Origin of the sequence: Sphingomonas sp. R647 (genome assembly GCF_020177055.1) — a bacterium.
In the GTDB taxonomy this organism is placed as follows: Bacteria; Pseudomonadota; Alphaproteobacteria; order Sphingomonadales; family Sphingomonadaceae; genus Sphingomonas.
Map to the genome: position 1 here is coordinate 44,311 of NZ_JAIQXT010000003.1, position 20,212 is coordinate 64,522.

The 20,212-nt window shown below is 62.1% G+C and carries 19 protein-coding genes; 12 read left to right on the forward strand and 7 right to left on the reverse strand.

Going from position 1 to position 20,212, the window contains the following annotated elements:
• Positions 1-11: 11 nt before the first annotated feature.
• On the reverse strand, positions 12-1,580 hold the full coding sequence (locus tag K9B35_RS07245) for a carboxylesterase/lipase family protein (RefSeq protein ID WP_224921163.1): 1,569 nt from the start codon (positions 1,578-1,580) through the stop codon (positions 12-14).
• A 358-nt stretch (positions 1,581-1,938) separates the two neighbouring features.
• Here K9B35_RS07245 and K9B35_RS07250 point away from each other — a divergent pair, with 358 nt between their 5' ends.
• From K9B35_RS07250 to K9B35_RS07260, 3 genes are all read left to right on the forward strand, one after another.
• Positions 1,939-2,712, forward strand: a complete 774-nt coding sequence (locus K9B35_RS07250) for a sugar phosphate isomerase/epimerase family protein (RefSeq protein WP_224921164.1) — start codon at positions 1,939-1,941, stop codon at positions 2,710-2,712.
• 63 nt (positions 2,713-2,775) lie between these two features.
• A complete protein-coding gene (locus K9B35_RS07255; RefSeq protein WP_224921165.1) occupies positions 2,776-3,732 on the forward strand; it encodes a sugar phosphate isomerase/epimerase family protein in 957 nt (318 codons plus the stop codon).
• A gap of 19 nt (positions 3,733-3,751) precedes the next feature.
• Positions 3,752-4,675, forward strand: coding sequence for a sugar phosphate isomerase/epimerase family protein (locus K9B35_RS07260; protein WP_224921166.1), 924 nt, complete (start codon positions 3,752-3,754; stop codon positions 4,673-4,675).
• Positions 4,676-4,760: 85 nt separating this feature from the next.
• On the opposite strand, the gene K9B35_RS07265 is transcribed toward K9B35_RS07260, so the two are convergent.
• A complete protein-coding gene (locus K9B35_RS07265; RefSeq protein WP_224921167.1) occupies positions 4,761-5,432 on the reverse strand; it encodes a GntR family transcriptional regulator in 672 nt (223 codons plus the stop codon).
• 176 nt (positions 5,433-5,608) lie between these two features.
• Here K9B35_RS07265 and K9B35_RS07270 point away from each other — a divergent pair, with 176 nt between their 5' ends.
• Together K9B35_RS07270 and K9B35_RS07275 are read left to right on the forward strand one after the other, a co-directional pair.
• A complete protein-coding gene (locus tag K9B35_RS07270) occupies positions 5,609-6,772 on the forward strand; it encodes an FAD-dependent monooxygenase (RefSeq protein WP_224921168.1) in 1,164 nt (387 codons plus the stop codon).
• Positions 6,772-8,229 carry a GH39 family glycosyl hydrolase gene (locus K9B35_RS07275; RefSeq protein ID WP_224921169.1) on the forward strand — a complete coding sequence of 486 codons (1,458 nt, stop codon included), beginning with the start codon at positions 6,772-6,774 and terminating at the stop codon, positions 8,227-8,229. The genes K9B35_RS07270 and K9B35_RS07275 overlap by 1 nt, the downstream gene beginning before the upstream one ends.
• A 102-nt stretch (positions 8,230-8,331) precedes the next feature.
• Here the strand turns inward: K9B35_RS07275 and K9B35_RS07280 are convergent, their stop codons facing one another.
• Together K9B35_RS07280 and K9B35_RS07285 are read right to left on the reverse strand one after the other, a co-directional pair.
• On the reverse strand, positions 8,332-8,721 hold the full coding sequence (locus tag K9B35_RS07280) for a DUF6379 domain-containing protein (protein ID WP_224921170.1): 390 nt from the start codon (positions 8,719-8,721) through the stop codon (positions 8,332-8,334).
• Complete coding sequence (locus K9B35_RS07285) at positions 8,721-9,719, reverse strand: sugar phosphate isomerase/epimerase family protein (protein ID WP_224921171.1); 999 nt, start codon at positions 9,717-9,719, stop codon at positions 8,721-8,723. The genes K9B35_RS07280 and K9B35_RS07285 overlap by 1 nt, the downstream gene beginning before the upstream one ends.
• Positions 9,720-10,162: 443 nt before the next feature.
• Here K9B35_RS07285 and K9B35_RS07290 point away from each other — a divergent pair, with 443 nt between their 5' ends.
• The gene (locus tag K9B35_RS07290) at positions 10,163-11,380 is read left to right on the forward strand and encodes an MFS transporter (RefSeq protein WP_224921172.1); all 1,218 of its coding nucleotides are present in this window, start codon (positions 10,163-10,165) and stop codon (positions 11,378-11,380) included.
• A gap of 783 nt (positions 11,381-12,163) precedes the next feature.
• The gene (locus K9B35_RS07295; RefSeq protein ID WP_224921173.1) at positions 12,164-12,466 is read left to right on the forward strand and encodes a hypothetical protein; all 303 of its coding nucleotides are present in this window, start codon (positions 12,164-12,166) and stop codon (positions 12,464-12,466) included.
• Positions 12,467-12,478: 12 nt separating this feature from the next.
• Here K9B35_RS07295 and K9B35_RS07300 read toward each other — a convergent pair whose 3' ends face one another.
• Entirely contained in the window at positions 12,479-12,682 is a 204-nt protein-coding gene (locus K9B35_RS07300) for a helix-turn-helix transcriptional regulator (RefSeq protein ID WP_224921174.1), read from the reverse strand.
• Between the two features lie 743 nt (positions 12,683-13,425).
• Between K9B35_RS07300 and K9B35_RS07305 the strand changes: the two genes are divergently transcribed.
• The 4 genes from K9B35_RS07305 (at position 13,426) to K9B35_RS07320 (ending at position 16,351) form a co-directional block, all read left to right on the forward strand.
• Positions 13,426-14,322: an ArdC family protein gene (locus K9B35_RS07305; protein WP_224921175.1), complete on the forward strand. Its 897-nt coding sequence runs from the start codon at positions 13,426-13,428 to the stop codon at positions 14,320-14,322.
• Positions 14,319-14,552 (forward strand): sigma factor-like helix-turn-helix DNA-binding protein, encoded by a 234-nt coding sequence (locus K9B35_RS07310; RefSeq protein ID WP_224921176.1) that lies wholly within the window; start codon positions 14,319-14,321, stop codon positions 14,550-14,552. The genes K9B35_RS07305 and K9B35_RS07310 overlap by 4 nt, the downstream gene beginning before the upstream one ends.
• Before the next feature lie 60 nt (positions 14,553-14,612).
• Positions 14,613-15,524 carry a HEPN domain-containing protein gene (locus tag K9B35_RS07315; protein ID WP_224921177.1) on the forward strand — a complete coding sequence of 304 codons (912 nt, stop codon included), beginning with the start codon at positions 14,613-14,615 and terminating at the stop codon, positions 15,522-15,524.
• Positions 15,525-16,111: 587 nt separating this feature from the next.
• Positions 16,112-16,351: a helix-turn-helix domain-containing protein gene (locus K9B35_RS07320; protein WP_224921178.1), complete on the forward strand. Its 240-nt coding sequence runs from the start codon at positions 16,112-16,114 to the stop codon at positions 16,349-16,351.
• Between the two features lie 129 nt (positions 16,352-16,480).
• On the opposite strand, the gene K9B35_RS07325 is transcribed toward K9B35_RS07320, so the two are convergent.
• Both K9B35_RS07325 and K9B35_RS07330 read right to left on the reverse strand, forming a co-directional pair.
• Complete coding sequence (locus K9B35_RS07325) at positions 16,481-18,016, reverse strand: YfaP family protein (RefSeq protein WP_224921179.1); 1,536 nt, start codon at positions 18,014-18,016, stop codon at positions 16,481-16,483.
• 240 nt (positions 18,017-18,256) lie between these two features.
• Positions 18,257-19,396, reverse strand: coding sequence for a VIT domain-containing protein (locus tag K9B35_RS07330; RefSeq protein WP_224921180.1), 1,140 nt, complete (start codon positions 19,394-19,396; stop codon positions 18,257-18,259).
• Between the two features lie 116 nt (positions 19,397-19,512).
• Here K9B35_RS07330 and K9B35_RS07335 point away from each other — a divergent pair, with 116 nt between their 5' ends.
• Positions 19,513-20,079 (forward strand): hypothetical protein, encoded by a 567-nt coding sequence (locus tag K9B35_RS07335; RefSeq protein ID WP_224921181.1) that lies wholly within the window; start codon positions 19,513-19,515, stop codon positions 20,077-20,079.
• The last annotated feature ends 133 nt before the right edge of the window (positions 20,080-20,212 follow it).

Consider the following 20,212-nt stretch of genomic DNA (forward strand, 5'->3'; position numbering starts at 1 on the left):
TCGCCGCTTCCTCAAGCGCCGAGCAGCGGTGCCATCTTCCGTCGCGCCAGTGCATTGGGATCATACGCAAGACGTGTCTCGCGATCGAACAGCATCGTCGCCCGTGATTTGGCATCGTAGCGCGGCCAGTGTGGGAGGTCGGTCCCGTTGGGGTCGCCGGTCGCGGCAAAGCGTACCCAAGCCTCGCTCATCTGGCGCGCCAGCCGCACCGGCGTATCGCCCGGCCCGAGCAGCGCTCGACCCGCCTCCGGCGTGTTGAACAGGAGTGAGCTTTCGAGTGTGTGTAGCGCGCCAAGCTTGCCGCCCAAGGCTGGGCTCTGCAGGTCTAGCCGATAGGCATAGGTCGTTCCGCCAGCATGAGCGTGCCGATCGGCCTGCGCCGTGACGGGCAGCGCGAGCGAATAGTCGGAAAATGCCTGGAGATAGCGCCGCGCCGCTGTCGCATTCGGATAGGCGCGCGCATAGCTGCGCAGCAGCCGATCCGTGCGACGGCCTGCAAAGGTGCGGACGCGGTCGCGATAGCCGGCGTCCGTAAGCGTGAAGGCTTCGGGATCATTGCCCCAGAAGAAGCTCATCTCCTGCGCGTTGCAGCCGATTAGCATCGCGACATCAGTCGCACCCGCCGCCGCCTTGGGCGAGAAGGGATGATGCGGCAGCCATTTGGGATCGATGACCGGGGCGAAGCAGGGCAGGTCGATAAAGCGGCTGGGCTTCATCGCCTTGGCTACGCTGTGATACCCGGCCAGCAACCTGGCCATGGGCAACTTGGCGAGATCCGCGGCGTTGGCCGACGTCAGGCCCACTTCGCGGAGCAACCTTTCGGTCACGGCCGCTGCTGCATCGCGCTCCATAAAGCGCAGGCCGGGCCCGCTTTGCACCCCGGCGCGCTTGAACAGGCCGCGTGCCGGGGGGCTGGCCATCAGGAAACTGGTCTTCATGCCGCCGCCGGACGTGCCGAACACCATGATGCGTTCAGGATCGCCACCGAACGCTGCGATATTGTCGCGAATCCAGCGCAGCGCTGCGACGATATCGAGCATCCCGACATTGCCTGCTTCGGCAAATTCGCCGCCGGCCAGATCACCGAAATGCGTATATCCAAAGGCGTTAAGGCGGTGATTGAGGCTGACGACGACGGCATCGCCCCGTCCGGCGATTCCGCTGCCGTCCGTCGTGGACCCTGTTCCGCCGTAGAAGAACCCGCCGTGCAACCACACCATCACCGGCCGCTTGCGACCGTCGTTCAGCGCAGACGTCCAGACGTTGAGAAACAGACAGTCTTCGTTCTCCGGCAGCGGAGCCGGCGCCTTCGCGCCGGCCGGACGCGGGAGCTGGGCGAGGATGACATAGGGTGGGCCGGGTGGCGGGTTGGCATTGGTCTGGGGCGCGCTGGCCCCCGGTGCCAGCGCGTCGCGAATCCCACTCCACGGTTCCGACGCACGCGGCGGCTGGAACCGTTCGGCGACGGCGTAGCGGATGCCGCGAAACACCATGCAATTTGCCAGTCGCTGACCGCGCAGCCGTCCATGACTGGTTACTGCAATCGGTTCACTCGACTGCGCCAAGGCCTGTCCCGCCATCAGCAGGACGCCTGACGCGCTCGCCGCAGCAAGCAGACTACGTCGCGTAGGGTGGAGAGAAATGTCGCCGGGCATAGGAATATCATCGCCATCATGGGTGCTCGTTTGCGCCATTATGTGCGGCGTGAAACCGAAAGGGTTGTCGCAGCGCGCCCCAGCATTCGACCGGTCGAGCACAATCGGGCGCATCTGCGATATCCACGGCGCGCTTGCGAAGCGGCGGCAGGGCTATGCCGCTTTCTGACCTTGATCTTTTTGCGGAGTTCCGTATCGGGGGAATTACAAAATAGCGGGATCAACCCCGCCAGGCATACGAGTGCGTGACGCACCACGGGGCCGTGGAATGGGAAGGGATCCTATGTCTGCGGCGTATCAATTATCCTCCTGTATCGAATGGCAGTTTGTCGACGCTGGCGAACTCGATGCGCGCGTGCGGGCGGCCAAGGCGGCCGGCTTTGCGCTGGCCGAGTTCCACCTGTGGCGCGATAAGCCGATCGACGCACTCGCCACCGCGCTTCATGAAACTGGCGTGCGGTTGACCAGCCTGTGCGTCGATCCGCGCCGCTCGATCGTCGACCCGGCCGAACGCGAGGCGATGGTCACCGCCGTGCGCGAGACGATTGCCGCGACCGCGATCCTCGGCAAGCCAAATCTGATCGTCGCCTCCGGCTTCCGGGTCGAGGGCATGAGTGAGGAAGAGCATTTTGCCAATGCCGTCACCGCCCTGCGCGCGGCGGCGGATGCGGCGGAGGAGGCGGGCGTCATGCTGCTGCTCGAGCCGCTCAACACGCAGCTGTTCGCGACCATGTATCTCGTCAGCACCAAGCTCGGACTCGATCTGGTCGAAGCGGTGGGCAGCCCGAACCTGCGCCTGCTATACGATGTCTGGCACAGCGCCGTGATGGGCGAGGATATGGCGGAGGTGCTGGCGGGGCGCATCCAGCTCGTCGCGCATGTGCAGGTCGCCGACATGCCCGACCGGAACGAGCCTGGCACCGGCAGCCTAGACTGGCCCCGGGTCACACGCACTCTGCGCGACCTTGGCTACGCGGGCGCCATCGGCCTTGAGTATTTCCCCACCATGCCGATGGGCGAGTCGCTGGCCTTGTCGCAGCGGATTCTCGCCGACTGACGCCCGCCGGGCCGAGCCTGCAACCGCCGTCGCCGACGGCGCATCATTGAGATGGATGACGCGATGAACCTCGATCGGATTGCGATCAGTCTGGACCTGATCAACCGCCACTATCAGGAGCCGAACCGCAACCGGTTCGAGAGCCGGTATTTCTGGGAAGAACTCTATCCGCTGATCCGCGCGAGCGGGTTTGGCGCGATCGAGATCCCCTATGAGCCCGTCTGGCAGTTCGGCGGGCGCAGCGGCGTTCCGATGAACCGCTATTGCATCATCACGAAATACGAGTCGGCGGCCAACTACCGGGCAGTGCTGGCCAACAGCGGCATCGAACAGGTGACCGGCGTGACGTTCGACCCCAACCTGTTCATGCGCAACGACAATCTCGACTTCTATTTTGGCGCGAGCGGGCATTTCGCGGGCGAGGCGCTGGCGCACGCCGCCGATCTGGGGGCGGACTATTTCGCGATCAGCCCGTCGCCCTATTACGGGCGCGTCGCGCACTATCACCCCGATCTCGAGGCGAAGCGCGCGACCTTTACCAAGCGGACCCTCCAGTTGCTGGGCGGCCTTGCGGAACAGGCTGACGCGGCGGGCGTCGCGCTGGTGCTGCGCAACGAATATTGGAGCCTGTTCCGCGGCGCGGACATCCTGCCCTTGCTCGACGCGCTGCCCGACAGCGTGAAGCTTGATGTCGATGTGGCGAGCCTGACGATCGCCGGTGTCGATCCGGCGGCGTTCATCAAAGCGCAGCAGAGCCGCATCGGCTGTGTGCACCTCACCGATACGCAGTTCGTCGATACGGGCGATGTGTGGAAAAGCGCGAACCCCGAATTCCCGACACATCGCGCGACGCAGGTGTTCTGCGATCCGGGTACGGGCAATGTCGATCTGGCCAGCATCGTTGGGCTGCTCGATCGCCTTGGTTATGCCGGCCCGGTCGTGTGCAGCGCCCGCCAGACGCGCGATCCCTTCCGCGCGCTGCTGCGCACCCGTGCCCTTCTTAACAAACTACAGAACTAAGCCGGACGGAGCCTTCGCCATGCCCAATATCCGCTACGCCAACATGTGCCACTGGAAGACCATTCCGTATCGGCAGATCGACAATTTTCGCGAATTTTATTATGAGGATAAGACCAACACCGCCTATTACTCGGACTGGGACACGATCCTAAAATACCAGTCGGCGCTGGGTTTCGACGGGATCGAGATCGCGCCCTGGGATCTGGCGGATATCCTGCCGCTGTTCGGCTCGCCCGAGAACTTCACCGCCTTCGCCAAGGAGCGCGGGGTCGAGGTGATCGGCATGTTTCATGGCGCCCATGCCTCGCATGACGCGGGGCATTTCGACGAAGCTGTCCGTGCCGGCCGCGAGGCGGTGGACACGATCGTCAAATTCGGCGGCACGTACATGAACACCTGTCCGACACAGAATTATTGCGGCACTGGCCCGTTGAGCCGCGACGAGGTTCAGCAATGTGCGAAAGTGATGAACGAGATCGGTCGCTATGCCACCGATCACGGCGTCAAGATTGGCCTGCACAATGAGTTTTTCTGCGCGATCAATATCGAGAATCACCGCGAGCTGATCGAATCGACCGACCCGAAGCTGGTGCATTATTGCATCGACACGGCCCAGATTTCGATCATGGGCGAAGACCTGCTGACCTTCTACAATGACTATCATGACCGGATCAGCACTTTTCACCTGAAGGATACCGGCTCGGCGCGCCAACCCGACAGTGTCCGATACGCGTGCGATCCCGAGATTGCCGACGATGGCACGCGCTGGTTCTGGGAGCCGGGGCTGGGTGAGCTCGACCTCAAGGGACTGTACCGGCTGCTCAAGCAGCACGGGTTCAAGGGCTGGATGTCGATCGAGTATGACGGCTCGCCCGATCTCCTCGCCTCGATGGCGCTGACCCGCTACCACCTCGATAAGGAATTGCGCCCGATCTACGATTGAGGGGTGGTCGCCGCGCCGCGATGACAGGGGTCGGCGTCGGGGGGGCGGAGGCGTACCGTTGGTCGGCATTGTATTGCCGAGGCGATCAGCCAGCCTGCGGGTAGTCAAATCCCTTCTCGATGATGATCTCCGCGATTTTCTCGCGGCTGATCCGGATGAACTCACTCGCGTCCTCGACCGACGGGATCGCACTGTCGAACCGCGTCGCCAGGTCAAAGATCGCGCGGACGTCCTCCTTGTGGCGGCTGATCGAGTGAAATATCCGGTCCATCTCTGCCGACAGGTTACGGTAGATCGCTTGGAGCGGAGGATTGCGAGTGGCCTCTGCAAGCAGATCAAAGCGGTGCCGGGAGAGCCGTATCCAGTCTTCCGGGTTGAGTTTGGCTTTCCCGACTGCCCGCCTATGCTCCTGCTGGATGGCAGTTAATGCAGTCGCTTGCTCCGGTGTCATCCGTTCCTGGGCCAGCTGGATGATCAACGGCGACACAGCGCTCCAGACTGTGAAAAAGTCATCCACCGACTTCAGTGTAAGTCCTGCCACGCGGTAGCCGCGGCGGGGGATCGTTTCGACGAGACCATCGTGGTTCAGGCGATCCAATGCCTCACGCACGGGCATCGCTCCGAAACCAGTCTCCTCTGATATCTCTCGCTCGGTGAAGCGCATTCGGGGTGGCATTTTCAACGACACGATCCGTTGCCGAAGAATGGCATATGCCTGGTCCGAGAGCGACTGTTTTTGCGTACTGCGCTCTGTCATCAAGCTGCTCCAAATCGGCGCCGTGCCGTCGCAACCCATGCCTCCGCCAGAGCGCACTGACAAGATCGCAACGCTTGACCGGAACGGCGTCTGCGTGCAACCGTGATATATCACGAAAGGTTCGGTGTTGCTGACAGTCCTTGTTTGCACGCCTCGAAGATTTGGGAGGGGGCGAAATGCCAAGGTCAAAAAAGATCCTCATTGTCGGCGCGGGCATCGGCGGCCTGTGCACAGCGATCGCGCTTGCCCGGATCGGCGTCGAGGTCGATGTCATTGAAATCAAGCCTGACAATTCAGTCCCTGGCGTCGGATGGGGCTTGCGGACCAATGGGCTGCGGGCTCTGCGCGAGATTGGGTTGCTGGAACCGACGCTCGCCCTCGGCTTTCCGACGCCGCCGCTTTCCTATTACGACCGGAATGGCCGTCATGTTGTCGATATTCCATATGGTCGCCAGTTGGACGGCATGCCCAGCAACGTTCAATTGCCGCGATTGGGCTTCCTGGAGATGGCCAGTGCCCACGCTCTGGAGGCTGGATGCACGATCATGATGTCGACGACGGCGGTCGACATCGAGCAAGACGCCGACGGCGTGACGGTGGAGTTGAGCGACGGATCGTCACGCCGCTATGATCTCGTGATCGGCTTTGACGGCATCAATTCGAGTATTCGACGGTATTTGTTCGGAGAGAAGTACGTCCCGACGCGCAGCGGCGGCGTGGCTTGGCGGGCTCCGGTGCGTGCCCCCGAAACGCTGAAGGGTGCAATATTCTGTCACGGTTTCGGCGGCAAAGTCGGTTTCGTCCCGCTGGCTGGCGGCATGATGTACGTGATCGTCACGCATCACGAGCTAGGTCGTCCGCGTCACGATCCCGCCGCGTTCCCGGAGCTCATGCATCAAAGGGCGAGGGAGATGATGGGCGATTCCGTGTTCATGGCCGAGGAGATCGAATCGCTGCGCACTGCCGCCAACGTCGCCTACACACCGCTCGATACCGTCATGGTGCCATATCCGTGGCACCGGGGGCGGGTCATGATCATGGGCGACGCCGCGCATGCCATGACGCCCTATCTCGGATCGGGTGCCGCGATGGCGATCGAAGACGGGGTGGTGTTTGCTCAGCTGCTCCGGAGCGACGACACGCTCTACGACGTGCAAACCAAGTTCATGGCCAGGCGGTATCCGCGCGTGAAAACCGTGTGGGATACCTCGCTGCAGATGATGCACGAGGAATTCGATTCCGCGACCCCCGATGCTCTCGACCGACGTCTCGCGCATCTCGTGAATGAGGAGCCCGCCGCGCTCGATTACGTCCACCGCATTCTGGAAAGCGATTACTGATGGCTGCAGATCATATTGCAAAGCTGTCCGTCCATGCGGGCGCTTCGATTGGTGCCATGCGGAAGCTTCACGGCACTACGGGCATCCCAGCACCGGCAGCAGGCGCAGACAGCGTTCCCGATATTCTGGATGCGTGGAAGGCTGCCTGTGTAACGCTCGTCCGGTCTTACGACTGGGTGTCGAGGCTCGACACGGTCGACAACCCAACGAGCTTGTTTCCCGACTGGTCGGCCGACCCGAGCGATCCGGCGAACTACAATTTCGCCGGGACCGATTCCTGGGTGAGGCAAGTGCGTTCGCTCGGAGCGGACATTCTTTTCACCATCGCCAGTGAGATCCCGGCGAACAAGCAGCCGGTCCGTGACCTGGAGAAATATGGCCAAGTCGTCGAGAATATCGTGCGCCACTACGTATGTGGGTGGGGCAATGGCTTCGAAAACGCCGTCACGCATTGGGAATTTGGGGATCAGCCCGATTTCGGGAACCTGCACTTCTCCGGCACGTCCGATCAATTCTATCAAATGTATGCGGCCGCCGCCCGGGCAGTGAAGCGTGTCGACGCGGACCTGAAGTTCGGCGGCCCTTGCATCGCATTTCCGTTGAATGAAGGCCCGTTCCGCGAAGGTTTACTGGACTTCATCAAACAACAGTCGCTGCCTTTGGATTTCCTGTCCTGGATGTGGTACGGCGACAACTCGCGTGATCCACTCGACTTCCGGACGATTGCAGCAGAGGTCCGCGCGGTCGCCGACAAGTACGGCTTCAGCGATACCAAGCTTCTGCTCTCCTACTGGAGCATGACGGGCATTCCGACGGCGAAGTTCGAGGACGCTGACAATGCGGCTTTTATCGCGGTTGCCGCCGTTTACATGCAGGACTCGGCGGTTGACCAAGCGATCTTCTTTCGCGCCGATACCGGGGCTGATTTTCACTATAAGTTCAGGGATCCTGCCGGGATCTTCGAACCCGATGGCAGTGAGAACGCGCGAACGGGCGCGTTTCGCTTGGTCGGGCAAACGTTGGCCGCGACGGAACGTCTCGCCGTTTCGGGTGGAGATGAAAACGGATTTGCGGTGCTGGCCGGCCACACTGAGGACGGCAACACCGTTCGAATCCTGATTGCCAACTATGCCATCCCGGACCCCTATCTGATCGCCCGTGATCGCGATGTCTTCGAGTTCCAGGTGCCAATCGGCACTGAACGGGTGAACATGTCGCTGAACGTTCCCCCCAGGCGCGTTGACGCCAGGAGTGCGGGATATACCGGCTACACGCTCGATGTCAGCGATCTGCCCTGGGGGCAGGGCCGCTACAGGGTGGTCCGCTATCGCGCAGATGCACAGCACAATGGAGACATGCTTGGATCGCAGGAGGGCGAGGGCGCCACTGTCACCATTCAAAACCGTCTGCCGGCGCCCGGCGTAGAGCTTATCGAGATAACGCGTATCCCCTCATAAGACGAGGCAAAGCGCGTCGAAACAGCGTGCGTTTGAGCGGATTAGAAGACGGGCGGGCACCATTTCCAGATTTAGTCATGGTGCCCGCTCCGCCGCTTATGGTCACGCGACCGAGAGCGTCTTTGCGTCCGAATTGACCGAAGGGAACGGCATGTAGGAGACGCGAAGCCGCTGAGAGAATCCCAGCTGATGTTCTCCCGGCGCAAGGCCGCCACTGCGCTCAACGGTGATCGTCGCCGAAGCGCCAAACGGCCAGCGCCGGTCAAACGCGGTTTCCATTTCGTCCAGGCTGAGCGGTCCATTGCCTTCATCGAAGCGGATCGCTTCGGGCGGGATCGGCTCACCGTCGACGGTCACATCCAGCGCTTCCACCATCGACAGGCCAAGGCCACGATAATAGCCGAGCTTCGCCTCGAATGCGAAGCCGCTCGGCGCGTCAGCCGGGCCGACATTGCGCAGACTGCCGTCCACGATCAGGTACTTGTCGAACATCAGCGGGCTCCCTCGACTTGAGCAATCAGTCGTTCAAACATGCGGTGCTGCCGTCGCACCTGCTCTCGGCTGTCGACCACCTGGACGTCCTGGATCCAGCGGTTGCCTTCATATTCGCTGGAGAGGTATCCGTCCCATCCCCCGGCGACTAGCTCCCGGATCACTTCATCATAGGCGTGGGTGGGGTCGCGGTCATCTTCCGTCATTTCGTAGAACTTGGCCTGGATATGCCGGAAATAGGGGATGTAGTCCCGGATCCGCTTCGGGTTGGCGTAAGGATGATGGCGCAGGGTCTCGGCCATGCGTACCTCGGCGGGATTGCCCTTCATCTTCACCGCTACCTCGTAGATCGTGTACTCGGCCATGATCTTCTGCTCGTGCTGGTCGACGATGAACTGCGCGACCTCCGGGCGAGCACCCTGGCGAATGAACCGGTCGCGGTAGACCGGCGGGTAGTGCTTCATGAAAATGCCCATGTCGGGCAGCAGGCCGAGATGCTTGGTGCCAAGCCTGTCCGCAACCTCGACGGTACGCAGGATCCATGCATGCTCCATGTGCCACGGTGAATGAACCTCCACGCCCATGTGCACGTCGAGCTCCTCGGCATAAGGCACGCACCGCTCGAGGATGTCGGGACGGACGAAAACCAGTACGCGCATGTTGCGGATGCCGAGCCGGTTGCAGAGCACGAGGTCGCGGCGAATAGAGGCGACCTGCTCGTCATCTGTCATCAACCGGTCCTTGCGGGCCTTGGTATCCAGGAACATGTCGTAGCAGGTGAGTTCGGTCCCATGCTTGGCCATCAGTTCCTTCCACCATGCGACCTGCCGGTCGTCGATGTTCGGGAAGCTCGGCATGTTCTGTTCGGGGAGGATTTCGATCCCCTTGGCGCCGATCGACGCCGCGAATGCGACGCAGTCCTCGATCGTCATCTGTCCCAGGAACATCTCTTCCTGGAAACTGTAGAGGCTGACGCCCCGTTTCACTCTCGCAGCCATCTAATCTCACTCCACTGATATATTATTGCTCAACGTCGGCTTGGCGAGCCGAAGCTGCAATCGGCGTCCGTCACGTCGCCGGCATTCGCGCGACGCAAGTGCGGTCGCCGTGCTGCGTAGCGGCTCAACCACGCTCCGAAACGGCGAGCCCGTTCGATCGTCCATGATGCAACGGTCTGCCTCTCCTGACCGGCGCACCACGAAAATCGGGCATTTCCACCGAAGCAAGCCATCGGCAAAGCGCGTATGAACCGAAACTAGTATCATCATTCTGATTTTGTCAAATTATCGTTGTGCGCGCTCCATCGCCGCCTTCGGGGTTCACACGCCGCGCAGCACTCCGGTCACATCGGATCCGAAGGTCTGCACCCTCACATCCGGAATTGAACTGGATGCACTAATATATTACAGAGCCCGCCGATCGATATTGGGGAGAGGCCGAGATGTGGAACTTGGCGGCCTATTGGCGCGGACTTCCATTAAAACCGCAGGGCATCGTCGTCGTCCTTGCCGGCTTCCTGCCGATGCTCGCCATTGTCGCGATGGGCCCGGCAGTGCCCACGCTCATCGCGCATTTTGCGAACGACCCCGACGCCCGTGCGCAGGTTCCGGCGCTGATCGGGGCGCCCGGATTGACCATGGCCGTCCTTGCTCCCTTCAGCGGGCTGCTGGTCGACAAATTCGGGCGCAGGCAATTGCTACTGGTGGCGACCGCGTTCTACGCCGTGTTCGGCACAGTCCCTCTGCTCCTCGAAAGCCTTGACCAGATTTACGTATCCCGCCTGCTGCTCGGCATCTCTGAGGCCGTCATCCTCACCGTCGTGAACACCCTGATTGCAGACTATTGGGACGACAAGGGCCGCAAGAACTGGCTGTTCCTCCAAAGCCTGATCGGCCCCGTGTTTGGCGGGCTCGTCGGGCTGAGCGTTGGCGAGGCGAGCAAGCTGCAGTGGAACGCGGTCTTTTTCGTCTACCTCGCCGCCATCCCCATCTGGGCGGCAATGATGGTGTGGTTGTTCGAACCCAAGAAAGCGGAGGTTGACGAACAATCCGCCGAGCAGGCTGTCGCGAAGACGGCCTTTCCGTGGCGGAGTGCGGCTCTCACGGCACTCGTCACATTCTTTGCTGCGATGCTTTATTACGTGTTCATCATCAACGGCGCCCTTGCATTCGCCGAGGTTGGTGTGACGGAGCCCGATCGCTATGCGCAGCTAATCGTCGTGCCAACTCTGTTCTTTCTGGTCGGCGCGGTCCTGTTCCGTATCCTCGCTAATCGCAGCTATGCGCTCCAGCTTGCGGTATTCTTCGCGCTGCTGGGGGCAGGGCTGGCGGCGATCGGTCTGGCTGAAACACCGAGTGCAATGGCAGCTGGCGTCATCGTCCAGCAGACGGCGGCTGGCATGGCGGTACCGACATTGCTGGCATGGACCCACTCGAAGTTCGACTTTGCGCATCGCGGCCGGGCCATGGGCATTTGGACCGCCGCATTCTTCCTCGCGCAGTCACAGTCTCCCAGGCTCGTCCACGTTCTCGATCAGTCCACGGGATCAATGCAGGGCGCGTTCCTGACCGCTGGAATCGTTGGGATCGTGGCGGGCGCGGTGGGGGTTGTGATCGCGCTAGCCTTGCGCAAGCCCCCCCAAGCACTTGCGTCGGAATAATTGCGGTACCGCCGAACGCGCGGGTCCTCGCGTTCTTTGCACCCGACGGATAAAGGGGCGCAAAACGAACAAATGCAGGCGCGCTTACGCAAACCGAACCCCAATTTTCTGGGGCACCGGCGGTCGCGGAATGTCCGCAATCGGGGAGCTGCCGGTTAGTCGGGAACGACCGCCTAGGGGTCGAAACCTGAAGGGACGCTTTTCCGCAAGCACCGCGATTTCTTGCCCTTCCGGATACGACCCCAGAGTGGGTCGGTCACCAAGATTAGGGCGCTTCCCAGCTTTGAACGCTCGTGACCTCTAATCGTCTGACAATTCATTGGCGCCCATCAGTATTCGCCAAATATCTGATTTTCGACGCTGCTCGAGTGCGTCATTTCGCGAAAGCTGCACATAACGAAGGCGGTATACAGTCTCGGTTCAATTTAGGTGGCGCCGGCCAGTGTGAACAAATGGCCGCTTATCCCATGTCATCGCCCCAAACGAGACGGGACCCTTTCCCACTCACATTCAGCCATAGAGCGGCCCGCTCGCTGATGCCCGAAGCCGACATTACAGCTGCGTTTCTGGTGACCGGTTTTGGGCAAAGTGGCGTGCGGCCGTAATGACCAGTACTAGGGCGCTAAGCGGCCGAAAGTCCTACAACGCTGATTGCCGGGTGTTCGCGGGGCGCGTGTTCACAGGTCGATAAGCACCCCAGCCTATTTATCAAGCGATGCGGGCGGCGATCACCCTTGAGCCATTTTCGAAGATCGCGCGCCTGTACGGAGAGGGAGCGCTGTGATGTCGCCGAAGAATGCGGATGAGTTTCGAGCGAGCCTGAAGCAACGGGCGGAGGCAGCGAAGGGGCTCGAGAAGGACCTGCTGAGCGAGGTGCCGCAGCTTTACGGTGCGCCTGACTGCCTTGCACCACATGGCGATCCTGGGATCTCCTTGGCGAAGATCCATCGCGACGAATTGAAGCGGCGCAATGGTGGGGGTGTTCCCGACTCCGCCACAAAGCGTTCGGATGTGCAGCTTCCGTTTGAGCGCGCTCTGCCCATCTTTGGGCTGATCGCGATCGCGCTGCTATTCTTCTTTGACTAACAGGCCCGGCGTTCAATCTTCGACGCGATAGAACATCGGGTTGCGGAGCCAGGCGTCGATCGCGGACTCCCGCCAACCGGCGCAGCGCGTGCTGATCTGCACGTTCTTCGGGAATGTGCCATTCTGCATCTTCCGGTACATTGTGGAGCGGCTGAGCCCGGTACGATCTAGGACGGTGTTGATCCGCAGGATGCGGTCTGGGGTTTCGGTCTGCATTGCTATTTCCTTGCACTGTCTGCGTCTGACTGGTGCCCCCCGAGGCAATTTGGGCGGGAATCCTCGCCTCTGAACAGATCCTCTCTGGTGTCAGGAGGGTCTTGTGCGGTGCCAGCGTGCAAACACGAGCTCTGGCGTAAGTTGGTCGTTTGAGGGGGCAAGTATCAGGGCGTCTCACGCGTGGCGTGACCGCGCTCTACACCGCTGGCGCGTCGCCGAGTCGCTGTGCGTCTCGGCCCATTCGGGTGAGGATCGCGTGACGCGGGCCGGGCGCTGCTCGGCAGCGGAACGCGATTGTCGATGAGCGTGCGCTGGCGGACTTCTGCGAAGCCGCCAGGGTCCGCAGTGCCCTTTGCTTTCCGCGTGGCACGCTCGATCCGGCCGGAGGGCGCGGCGGCGGCTGGCGCACAGTCGCGCGCGCACGCCGCCGCGACGGCCGTCCGGATTCGAGAGTGCGTGTTTGTGCAGCTCTTTGGAGCTGGGCGGCGCTGCGCGCCGATTGTTGCGGTCACCGCGCTTGGGCGCGGTGGCGTTGGCGCGCCGAGCGCGATCTGGCGGAGGTGGGCGTCGCTACTCTTTGAACCCGCCGCGGCGTGCCGCAACCCCGGCTGTGCCGGGGTCCTTCTCTTCGTTTCGGCCCTCCGGGTGCGGCCCGCCTTTGTCGGCGGGATCGCCGGTCCGCTCCTGCCGCCCACCCCCGCCATTCCGGCGCCGGTTGCGGTGGTTTGAAGGAGTGAGGAGCGATGAAGATCGGAAACGAGCGTGCGAGCCTCTATGCCGAGGTGACGGCGCGGGTGATTGCCGAGCTGGAGGCAGGGCGGCTGCCTTGGGTACAGCCTTGGGATGCGGCTTCGTGCGGGTGCGCGATGCCCGCCAATGCGGTCACCGGGCGCCGTTATTCGGGGATCAATGTGCTGATCCTTTGGGCTGCGGTGGTCGAGGGCGGCTATGCATCGCAGCGCTGGCTGACCTTCAAGCAGGCACAGGTAGCGGGCGGCACTGTGCGCAAGGGCGAGCGGGGCACGACCGTCTGTTATGCCGATCGCTTCACGCCGAAGGATGAAGCGGAACGCGCGCGCGACGAGGATCGCGAGGCGCGGCAGCTGGCGTTCCTGAAGCGGTTTACGGTGTTCAATGTCGCGCAGTGCGAGGGGTTGCCCGAGCAGCTTACCGAGCTGTCAAAGGTGCAGAACGAGGTCGATATTCTGCCGCAAGTTCGGACGTTGATCGACGCGAGCGGCGCGGACTTTCGGGTTGGCGGAGGTGAGGCCTATTACTCGCCGTGCGGCGACTATGTCGCGGTGCCGCCGCAGGCAGCGTTCGGCGAGCCGATCAACTGGTATCGCACCGCGCTGCACGAGCTTGGGCATTGGACCGGGCACAGCAGCCGGTTGGACCGTAACCAGCGCGGCGGGTTCGGCAGTGCGGATTATGCCCGCGAGGAGCTGGTCGCGGAGATGGCGAGCGCATTCGTCTGCGCGTCGCTGGCGATCGCGCCGACCGTGCGGCATACCGATTACATCGGCTCATGGCTTGCGGTGCTACGTGATGATGAGCGCGCGATTTTCCGGGCCGCGAGTGCGGCCAGCAAGGCCGCTGACTACCTGTTGGCATTCGCGCCAGAGGGGGCGGTGTCGTGACCGCGCGCGCGCGGGAAGGGTCGGTTGCGGAGCTGGCGCTGCGCATCGCGGGTGCGCTGCCGACCATCGAACCGCTGCCCCGCGCGGTGTTCGATCGGCACCGCTATAGTGACATGGACTACACTGCGATCGCGGACGAACTCGGCATCACCGTTGCCGAAGTCGAGCGCGCGATGGCCGATGCCATGCTGCACATCATGCGCTGCACCAACGCCGATGACGGGTCGTAGACCCGCCATCGGCGCACATATCTGCTTGGCATTTGATGCTCAAAGCGCGAGTCTGGCGCGATGAACACCGACCTCGACCATCTGCCCGAAGGCAAGCGCCGCGAGCTGGCGCACGTGGTCGACGTGCTGCGCGAGCACTTCGCGTTCGCGACCGCGCGACGCACCCAGGTGCGCACGCGCGGCGGCCAGCTGCTCAAGATCATCCTGTTCGGAAGCTATGCGCGCGGCGACTGGATCGAGGACCCCGTCGGGCGCTATTTCTCGGATTATGACCTGCTCGTGGTGGTCAACCGCGAGGAGTTCACCGACATCGCCGACTACTGGGAGAAGGCCGAGGCGCAGTTGCTTGAGGAGCTATCGGCGGGGCAGATCCTGCGCACCCCGGTGAGCCTGATCTACCACGACATCGACGACGTGAACGAGAAGCTGCGGCTTGGACGCTACTTCTTCATGGACATCCTGCGCGAGGGCATCGTCCTGTTTGACGAGCCGGGATCTGCGTTCGTCGAGCCGCAGCCGCTGTCTCCCGAACAGGCGCTGCAGGAGACGCGGGATTATTATGAGGAGTGGTTCGAGAGCGCTGAGGATTTCCTTGAAAGCGCGACGGATGCGCTGGGCAAAGGCAAGGGAAAGCTAGCTGCCTTTCTTCTCCATCAGGCGACCGAGCGCTTCTACCACTGCCTGTTTCTGGTCCGCACACTCTACAGCCCGAAGACCCATAATCTGAACCGACTGCGCGACATGGCCGAGCAGCTCGAGCCATCGCTCAAGGCGGTGTGGCCACGCGACACCCGTGTCCAGAAGCGCTGCTATTCGCTGCTGCGCGACGCCTATGTGAAGGCGCGCTACTCGCGTTCGTACCGCATCACTGGGGAAGAATTGGAGTGGATTTCCGAGCGGATTTCGGTGCTGCAGACGCTCGTTCGCGAGGCCTGCGAACAGCGGATCGAGACACTCGCGACTGCTGCTTAGGCCGCGCTTGATCGTCCATCTCTCGCGTCAATTCTTGCGCCTCCCGGCACGGTGAAAGCGCGCCGCTTTGCGGCTCGACCCCGTCGATTTCCCCAAGATTCGGCAGGCCGAGATCGGCGCTCGCGATGACCAGTGGGAGCCGAGTGCCTGGCGCCGCGAGTCGCCGTTTGCTCGGGTGAGGGGCATCGCTTGAGGAGCGGGTCGGAGGGGTCTCGGGAGGGGGATTACGATTGCGAGATAAAGGCGCCGCCGTCGGTCGGTGCGCATATGGTTGTTTTTGAACGTGAATTTGCGACGGCGCTAACCATCGGCTGCCGTCGCCTCTGTTGAATTCTCTATTTGAATCAAGGGCTAAGGCGATGGCAACCTACGCCAGTCTGCGACGCTGCCGGACCACACTGGCGCGATGAACAGCGCGCCGATCGGGCGCCGCCGTCGGCCTAGGCCGGGAATGGCGTAGAAGAGGCGGGCGTGGCGTGCAGATAGCCCGTGGCGCCCGGATGCTTTGATGCCGATAATCGATGTGAACTGGCCGCCGAGGGGCAGCGGCTGGCTCGAGACCGGACCGCATCGAGAGGAGTTTCGGGATGTCCCGCCCAAGCCAACCTGATCTGTTCGAAACACCGCTCGCCATCGACGCGCCGTTGTCGCTAAAACCACTGACGGTTCGCATTCCCGTGGCCGCCCGGATGCTCGGCATCGGTCGGTCGAAATTTTACGAACTGATCGCGTCGGTCGATATCGAGATCGTGAAGCTTGGAGATGCGACGCTCGTTCCGGTCGATGGGCTGCGCGCGTTGGTGTGCAAGCTGCGGAAGTTCAGTTGAAGTTAGCTCAACACACGCGCTCATGGCTGCTAGGCGCTCCCAATGGCTGCCGTTGAACGGCGCGCTTGGTGACCTTGCAAGCTGCCATTGGTCGCGGCCCTTCCTTGCAATTGACCGCTTGTCGCTGGACTAACGACCGACGGTCAATGTCGCGATTGGTTTGGTTTCCTCTTCTTCGTCACGGTCCCGTCCTTGTTGAAACGAGAGGTCGACATCGACGAGTGTTTCAGTCTGGCTGGGCCGCGCAAAATTTCGGATCAGACGCACCAGGACATGGCCCGGACCGTTGGGATTGAGCCGGTCCGCGTCATAGCCGTTGACACGCACACGATAGGTGCCGCGCGGAGCCCGACGAATGGCATATTCCTCGGGCCCGTAACCGTCGGTCATGTCATTTGAAATCAGGCCGCCAGCGCTGCTGAGCGTATCGCGATAATAGACGCGCTCGCCGCCGGGCTCGTCGATCCATAGGTCGATATCGGCATCGTCGGCAGTCCAGGCGATCACGATACGCACGTCCGTGTCCAGCAACGCAACGAGCCGGTCGTCGAGTGTCCAGCGGCCACCTGCTGCGTTGATATCGGCGATCAACGCGTTTGCCTCCATCAGTGCGATGACCTCAAACCCGTCGAAATCCGATGACGCCGGGTTCAATGCGGCATCCGTGAGTAACTGGAACGCGCGTTCGAGATCAGCCCGCCCAGAAGTGCCATTGGCGCGACCGCGTGCGGCCAGTGCGAGCGCGAGGTCTCGTATCGGCTGGGGACGGAACTCGGCGTTCGCGGCGGCGAGACGTTCGGCGAGTTCGATCGCTCGGTCGTAGCGCCCATCGCGTTCCAACCGAAATGCGACGATCTGACGCGTCTCGTCGTCGCTGAGCGGAAGTTCGAGAGCGGATAGTAGAAGCTGTTCGGCTACCCCCGCGTCCCCCTTCAGCCGGAACCATTCGGCGGTATCGAGATAGAAGCTCGGCACCGAGCCATAGGCTCGTTCCTGTTCCGCCATCACCTTCAATCGGACGGGAGCAGCCGCAGCATTGAGCGCGACAATATAAGGACGCTTGGCGATCATATCGTCGAGGTCGAGTTTGATTGCCTTACCGGCTGCAGACCGTCCGGACTCGGGGCGGGGAAGCTCTTCCTTGCGCATGCCCGTGACAATCACCTCGCCAGCACTTTCCTCCACCGCCATCGGTGATGAAACCGACGCGGGAGGTGGGGGCGGTGGCAAGAAAGCCGCCGGCAGGATCTCTCCAGCGGGCCGTGCCTTCGGTCGGCGAGCGAAGCGTTGCTGGCTCCACCATGACTTGCGCTCCTGCCATGCCTTTATCACAAATGCGAAACGCTCTTTGCGGGCATCGGCCTTTTCTACCGCGTCTTCGCGCTTCTCCTTGAGATATCGCTCCACCCACTCGGGCGAAAAACCGGCGGGCGGTGCAATATCGGCGCGCAGATATTGATCCGGGCTTTCCAGTACTAGAAACGCCATTGCCGGGCCGGCGACCTGGTAGCGACGGGCGAGGTCGACCTTGGCTTGGTGTCGGCCAGGGTCATCGCCGAGCAGCTGCACTTCCTGCGCCGCCCACAAGGCAGCGGGAGCGTCTGCCGAAACAGTCTTGCCGGCCAACAGACCATAGTGGCGCTGGCTACCGTCGCTGAGGTCCACACGAAGCCCGCCTGACGATGGCAAGCGTCCAACGAGGAGCCAACTTCCAGACCGGGCGGGAAGCGCGCGGAATGCGATGCGCCGGCCAGCAGAATCGCGCACCGCGATGGGAGTGACCGCTCGATCCGCCAGCGTCGCTGCCGCCTCTGCCGCTCTGCCTTCGACGACACGGATAAAGCGGCCACCTGATGCCTGAGCGATGCGGCCAAGCCGCGCTCCGTCCGCATCGGTGGCGGCCGACTACACCGACAAGGAACAATCGGGCATGAACGGCGCAGAATGGTCGATCGTCACCTGACCATCGAAAACGAGAATGCAGTGGCTCGCTGGCGGCAGCGAGACCCCGTCGAGCCCGGCGAGTGAGGTCGCGCCGCGATAGGTGACGGCTGTCAGAGCAGCCCGCAGCTGGGCTATATTCTGCACGGTCGTTATCTCGGGCCGGTCGCTCGCAAACGTGACCAGATCAATTGCGGTAGGCGTTGTGGCGTCGGCTAGACGGGCCAATACCTCTGCCTCAAGTTTCGGTGCACCGCGACCGTGCGAAAGCGAGCGATCCCAGTAAACGCGCAGCCGGCCCGGCTTCGGTTTGGTGGTTGCCTGATCAGAATGGTCCGCGATCGTGAAAAAGGTTTCGCCGCCACTGTGCCGTGCGAGCGTCAAGGGCCTGGCGAGCGTTCCCTCTTCAATCGTGAGCCCATCACGGATGACTGCCTGCTCGAAACGCGCGGTTCCGGTCCAGCTCGCGCCGGCGCGGTCGAGCTTTGTCGGCTTGCCGGCGAAGCGCACGATCGGCGCCACGTCATATCCATCAATCGTGACGTTGATCGACAGGACGCCGATCGGAGCATCGCGCGACAGCGGCAATATGATTCCGCGCTCGGGGTCAAACGGCGCCGTGAATAGCATGCGGAAGCGACGAGGGTTTTTGCGGTCGATCGGATATATGCGGGTGGTGAAGCGGTTCCCCGCATCGACTTCGGCCAGGCCAGGGTCGATGTCCTCGCGAACCTCGTCCTCGAAGATTTCGCGGGCCTTGGGTTGTTCGAGGAGCTGGCCGGGTATGAGCACAGCGCCGACATTGAGCGCATAGCCCGTCACCACCGCGTCGGGGGGCATCGCCATTGAAAGCGTCGCCGAATAGGGATCGTCATTGTCGGATGCGATCACCAGCTCAAGAGAGATATCGGCAGTACGACCCATGACATGTGCCGTGACGTGCATTTGTTCGATCCGCAGATGGCGGGCAGCATCATCGCCATCGCCGCGTTTGATGCCGCGCTCAGACTCGCTCAAGGTGGGATTGATCTGAGCGAATGCTTGTGGCTGTGCCATGCCCAGCGCCAAACCGAGCACGAGCACGAGTTTCCTGGCCCAAATCATTCGTGTCTCCCATCTGAACGAGAGTGACCTTCTTTGTCTGGACACGCAATCACGACCGCGTTCGGTTCAGTCATCAAAGCCTATCGTTGGACGAGTAGGCGGGTTAGGCTCGCATCATGACACTCGACGAGAGTTTGGCGCTGCTCGGCCTGTCCGAGGCGATCACGCAGCGATGGCTGGAACAGCTTCACGAGCCTCACCGTCACTATCACACCCTCAACCACGTCAAGGAGATGCTGCGTCACTATGACGGATCGAGCCGCGAAATGATCGCGGCGATCTGGCTGCACGACATCATCTATGATCCGCGCGCATCAGATAACGAAGAGCGTTCCGCCAATCAGGCCCGCGCGGACCTCCCGCCGGATATCGACATCGATCTTGTCGTCCGGCTGATCCTCGACAGCAAGCATCACACAGGCGGTGATCCACTGACGGATGCTTTCAATGATCTGGACCTTGGCATCATCGGCTCGAGCGCCGGGTCATATGACCGCTATGCTGAACAGATCAGGTTGGAATATGCGTTCGTGCCAGATGAAGTTTACCGACCCGCACGCGCTGGAATCCTCAGGAAATTCAACGAGCGCCAAATTTTCAGGACGACAGCGTTTCGGCATCTCGAGAGTCAGGCACACTTCAATCTGGAACGAGAGATTACACGTCTCGAAATGCACGACTGAGGCACAGCAAAAGATCCAGCCTCTCGAGGTTATGGAGTTCCGGCGCCGCACCGGCCGCTAAGCGCCCCATTATCGGCCATTCAGCCTGTTCCCGCGCGACCTTGAAAGCAGCCGTTCGTTCGCGAGGGCCGCG

Coding starts and splice junctions, on each gene's coding strand:
- K9B35_RS07245 (WP_224921163.1), bottom strand. CDS start 1,580: ATGGCGGGACAGGCCTTGGCGCAGTCGAGTGAACCGATTGCAGTAACC.
- K9B35_RS07250 (WP_224921164.1), top strand. CDS start 1,939: ATGTCTGCGGCGTATCAATTATCCTCCTGTATCGAATGGCAGTTTGTC.
- K9B35_RS07255 (WP_224921165.1), top strand. CDS start 2,776: ATGAACCTCGATCGGATTGCGATCAGTCTGGACCTGATCAACCGCCAC.
- K9B35_RS07260 (WP_224921166.1), top strand. CDS start 3,752: ATGCCCAATATCCGCTACGCCAACATGTGCCACTGGAAGACCATTCCG.
- K9B35_RS07265 (WP_224921167.1), bottom strand. CDS start 5,432: ATGACAGAGCGCAGTACGCAAAAACAGTCGCTCTCGGACCAGGCATAT.
- K9B35_RS07270 (WP_224921168.1), top strand. CDS start 5,609: ATGCCAAGGTCAAAAAAGATCCTCATTGTCGGCGCGGGCATCGGCGGC.
- K9B35_RS07275 (WP_224921169.1), top strand. CDS start 6,772: ATGGCTGCAGATCATATTGCAAAGCTGTCCGTCCATGCGGGCGCTTCG.
- K9B35_RS07280 (WP_224921170.1), bottom strand. CDS start 8,721: ATGTTCGACAAGTACCTGATCGTGGACGGCAGTCTGCGCAATGTCGGC.
- K9B35_RS07285 (WP_224921171.1), bottom strand. CDS start 9,719: ATGGCTGCGAGAGTGAAACGGGGCGTCAGCCTCTACAGTTTCCAGGAA.
- K9B35_RS07290 (WP_224921172.1), top strand. CDS start 10,163: ATGTGGAACTTGGCGGCCTATTGGCGCGGACTTCCATTAAAACCGCAG.
- K9B35_RS07295 (WP_224921173.1), top strand. CDS start 12,164: ATGTCGCCGAAGAATGCGGATGAGTTTCGAGCGAGCCTGAAGCAACGG.
- K9B35_RS07300 (WP_224921174.1), bottom strand. CDS start 12,682: ATGCAGACCGAAACCCCAGACCGCATCCTGCGGATCAACACCGTCCTA.
- K9B35_RS07305 (WP_224921175.1), top strand. CDS start 13,426: ATGAAGATCGGAAACGAGCGTGCGAGCCTCTATGCCGAGGTGACGGCG.
- K9B35_RS07315 (WP_224921177.1), top strand. CDS start 14,613: ATGAACACCGACCTCGACCATCTGCCCGAAGGCAAGCGCCGCGAGCTG.
- K9B35_RS07320 (WP_224921178.1), top strand. CDS start 16,112: ATGTCCCGCCCAAGCCAACCTGATCTGTTCGAAACACCGCTCGCCATC.
- K9B35_RS07330 (WP_224921180.1), bottom strand. CDS start 19,396: ATGATTTGGGCCAGGAAACTCGTGCTCGTGCTCGGTTTGGCGCTGGGC.
- K9B35_RS07335 (WP_224921181.1), top strand. CDS start 19,513: ATGACACTCGACGAGAGTTTGGCGCTGCTCGGCCTGTCCGAGGCGATC.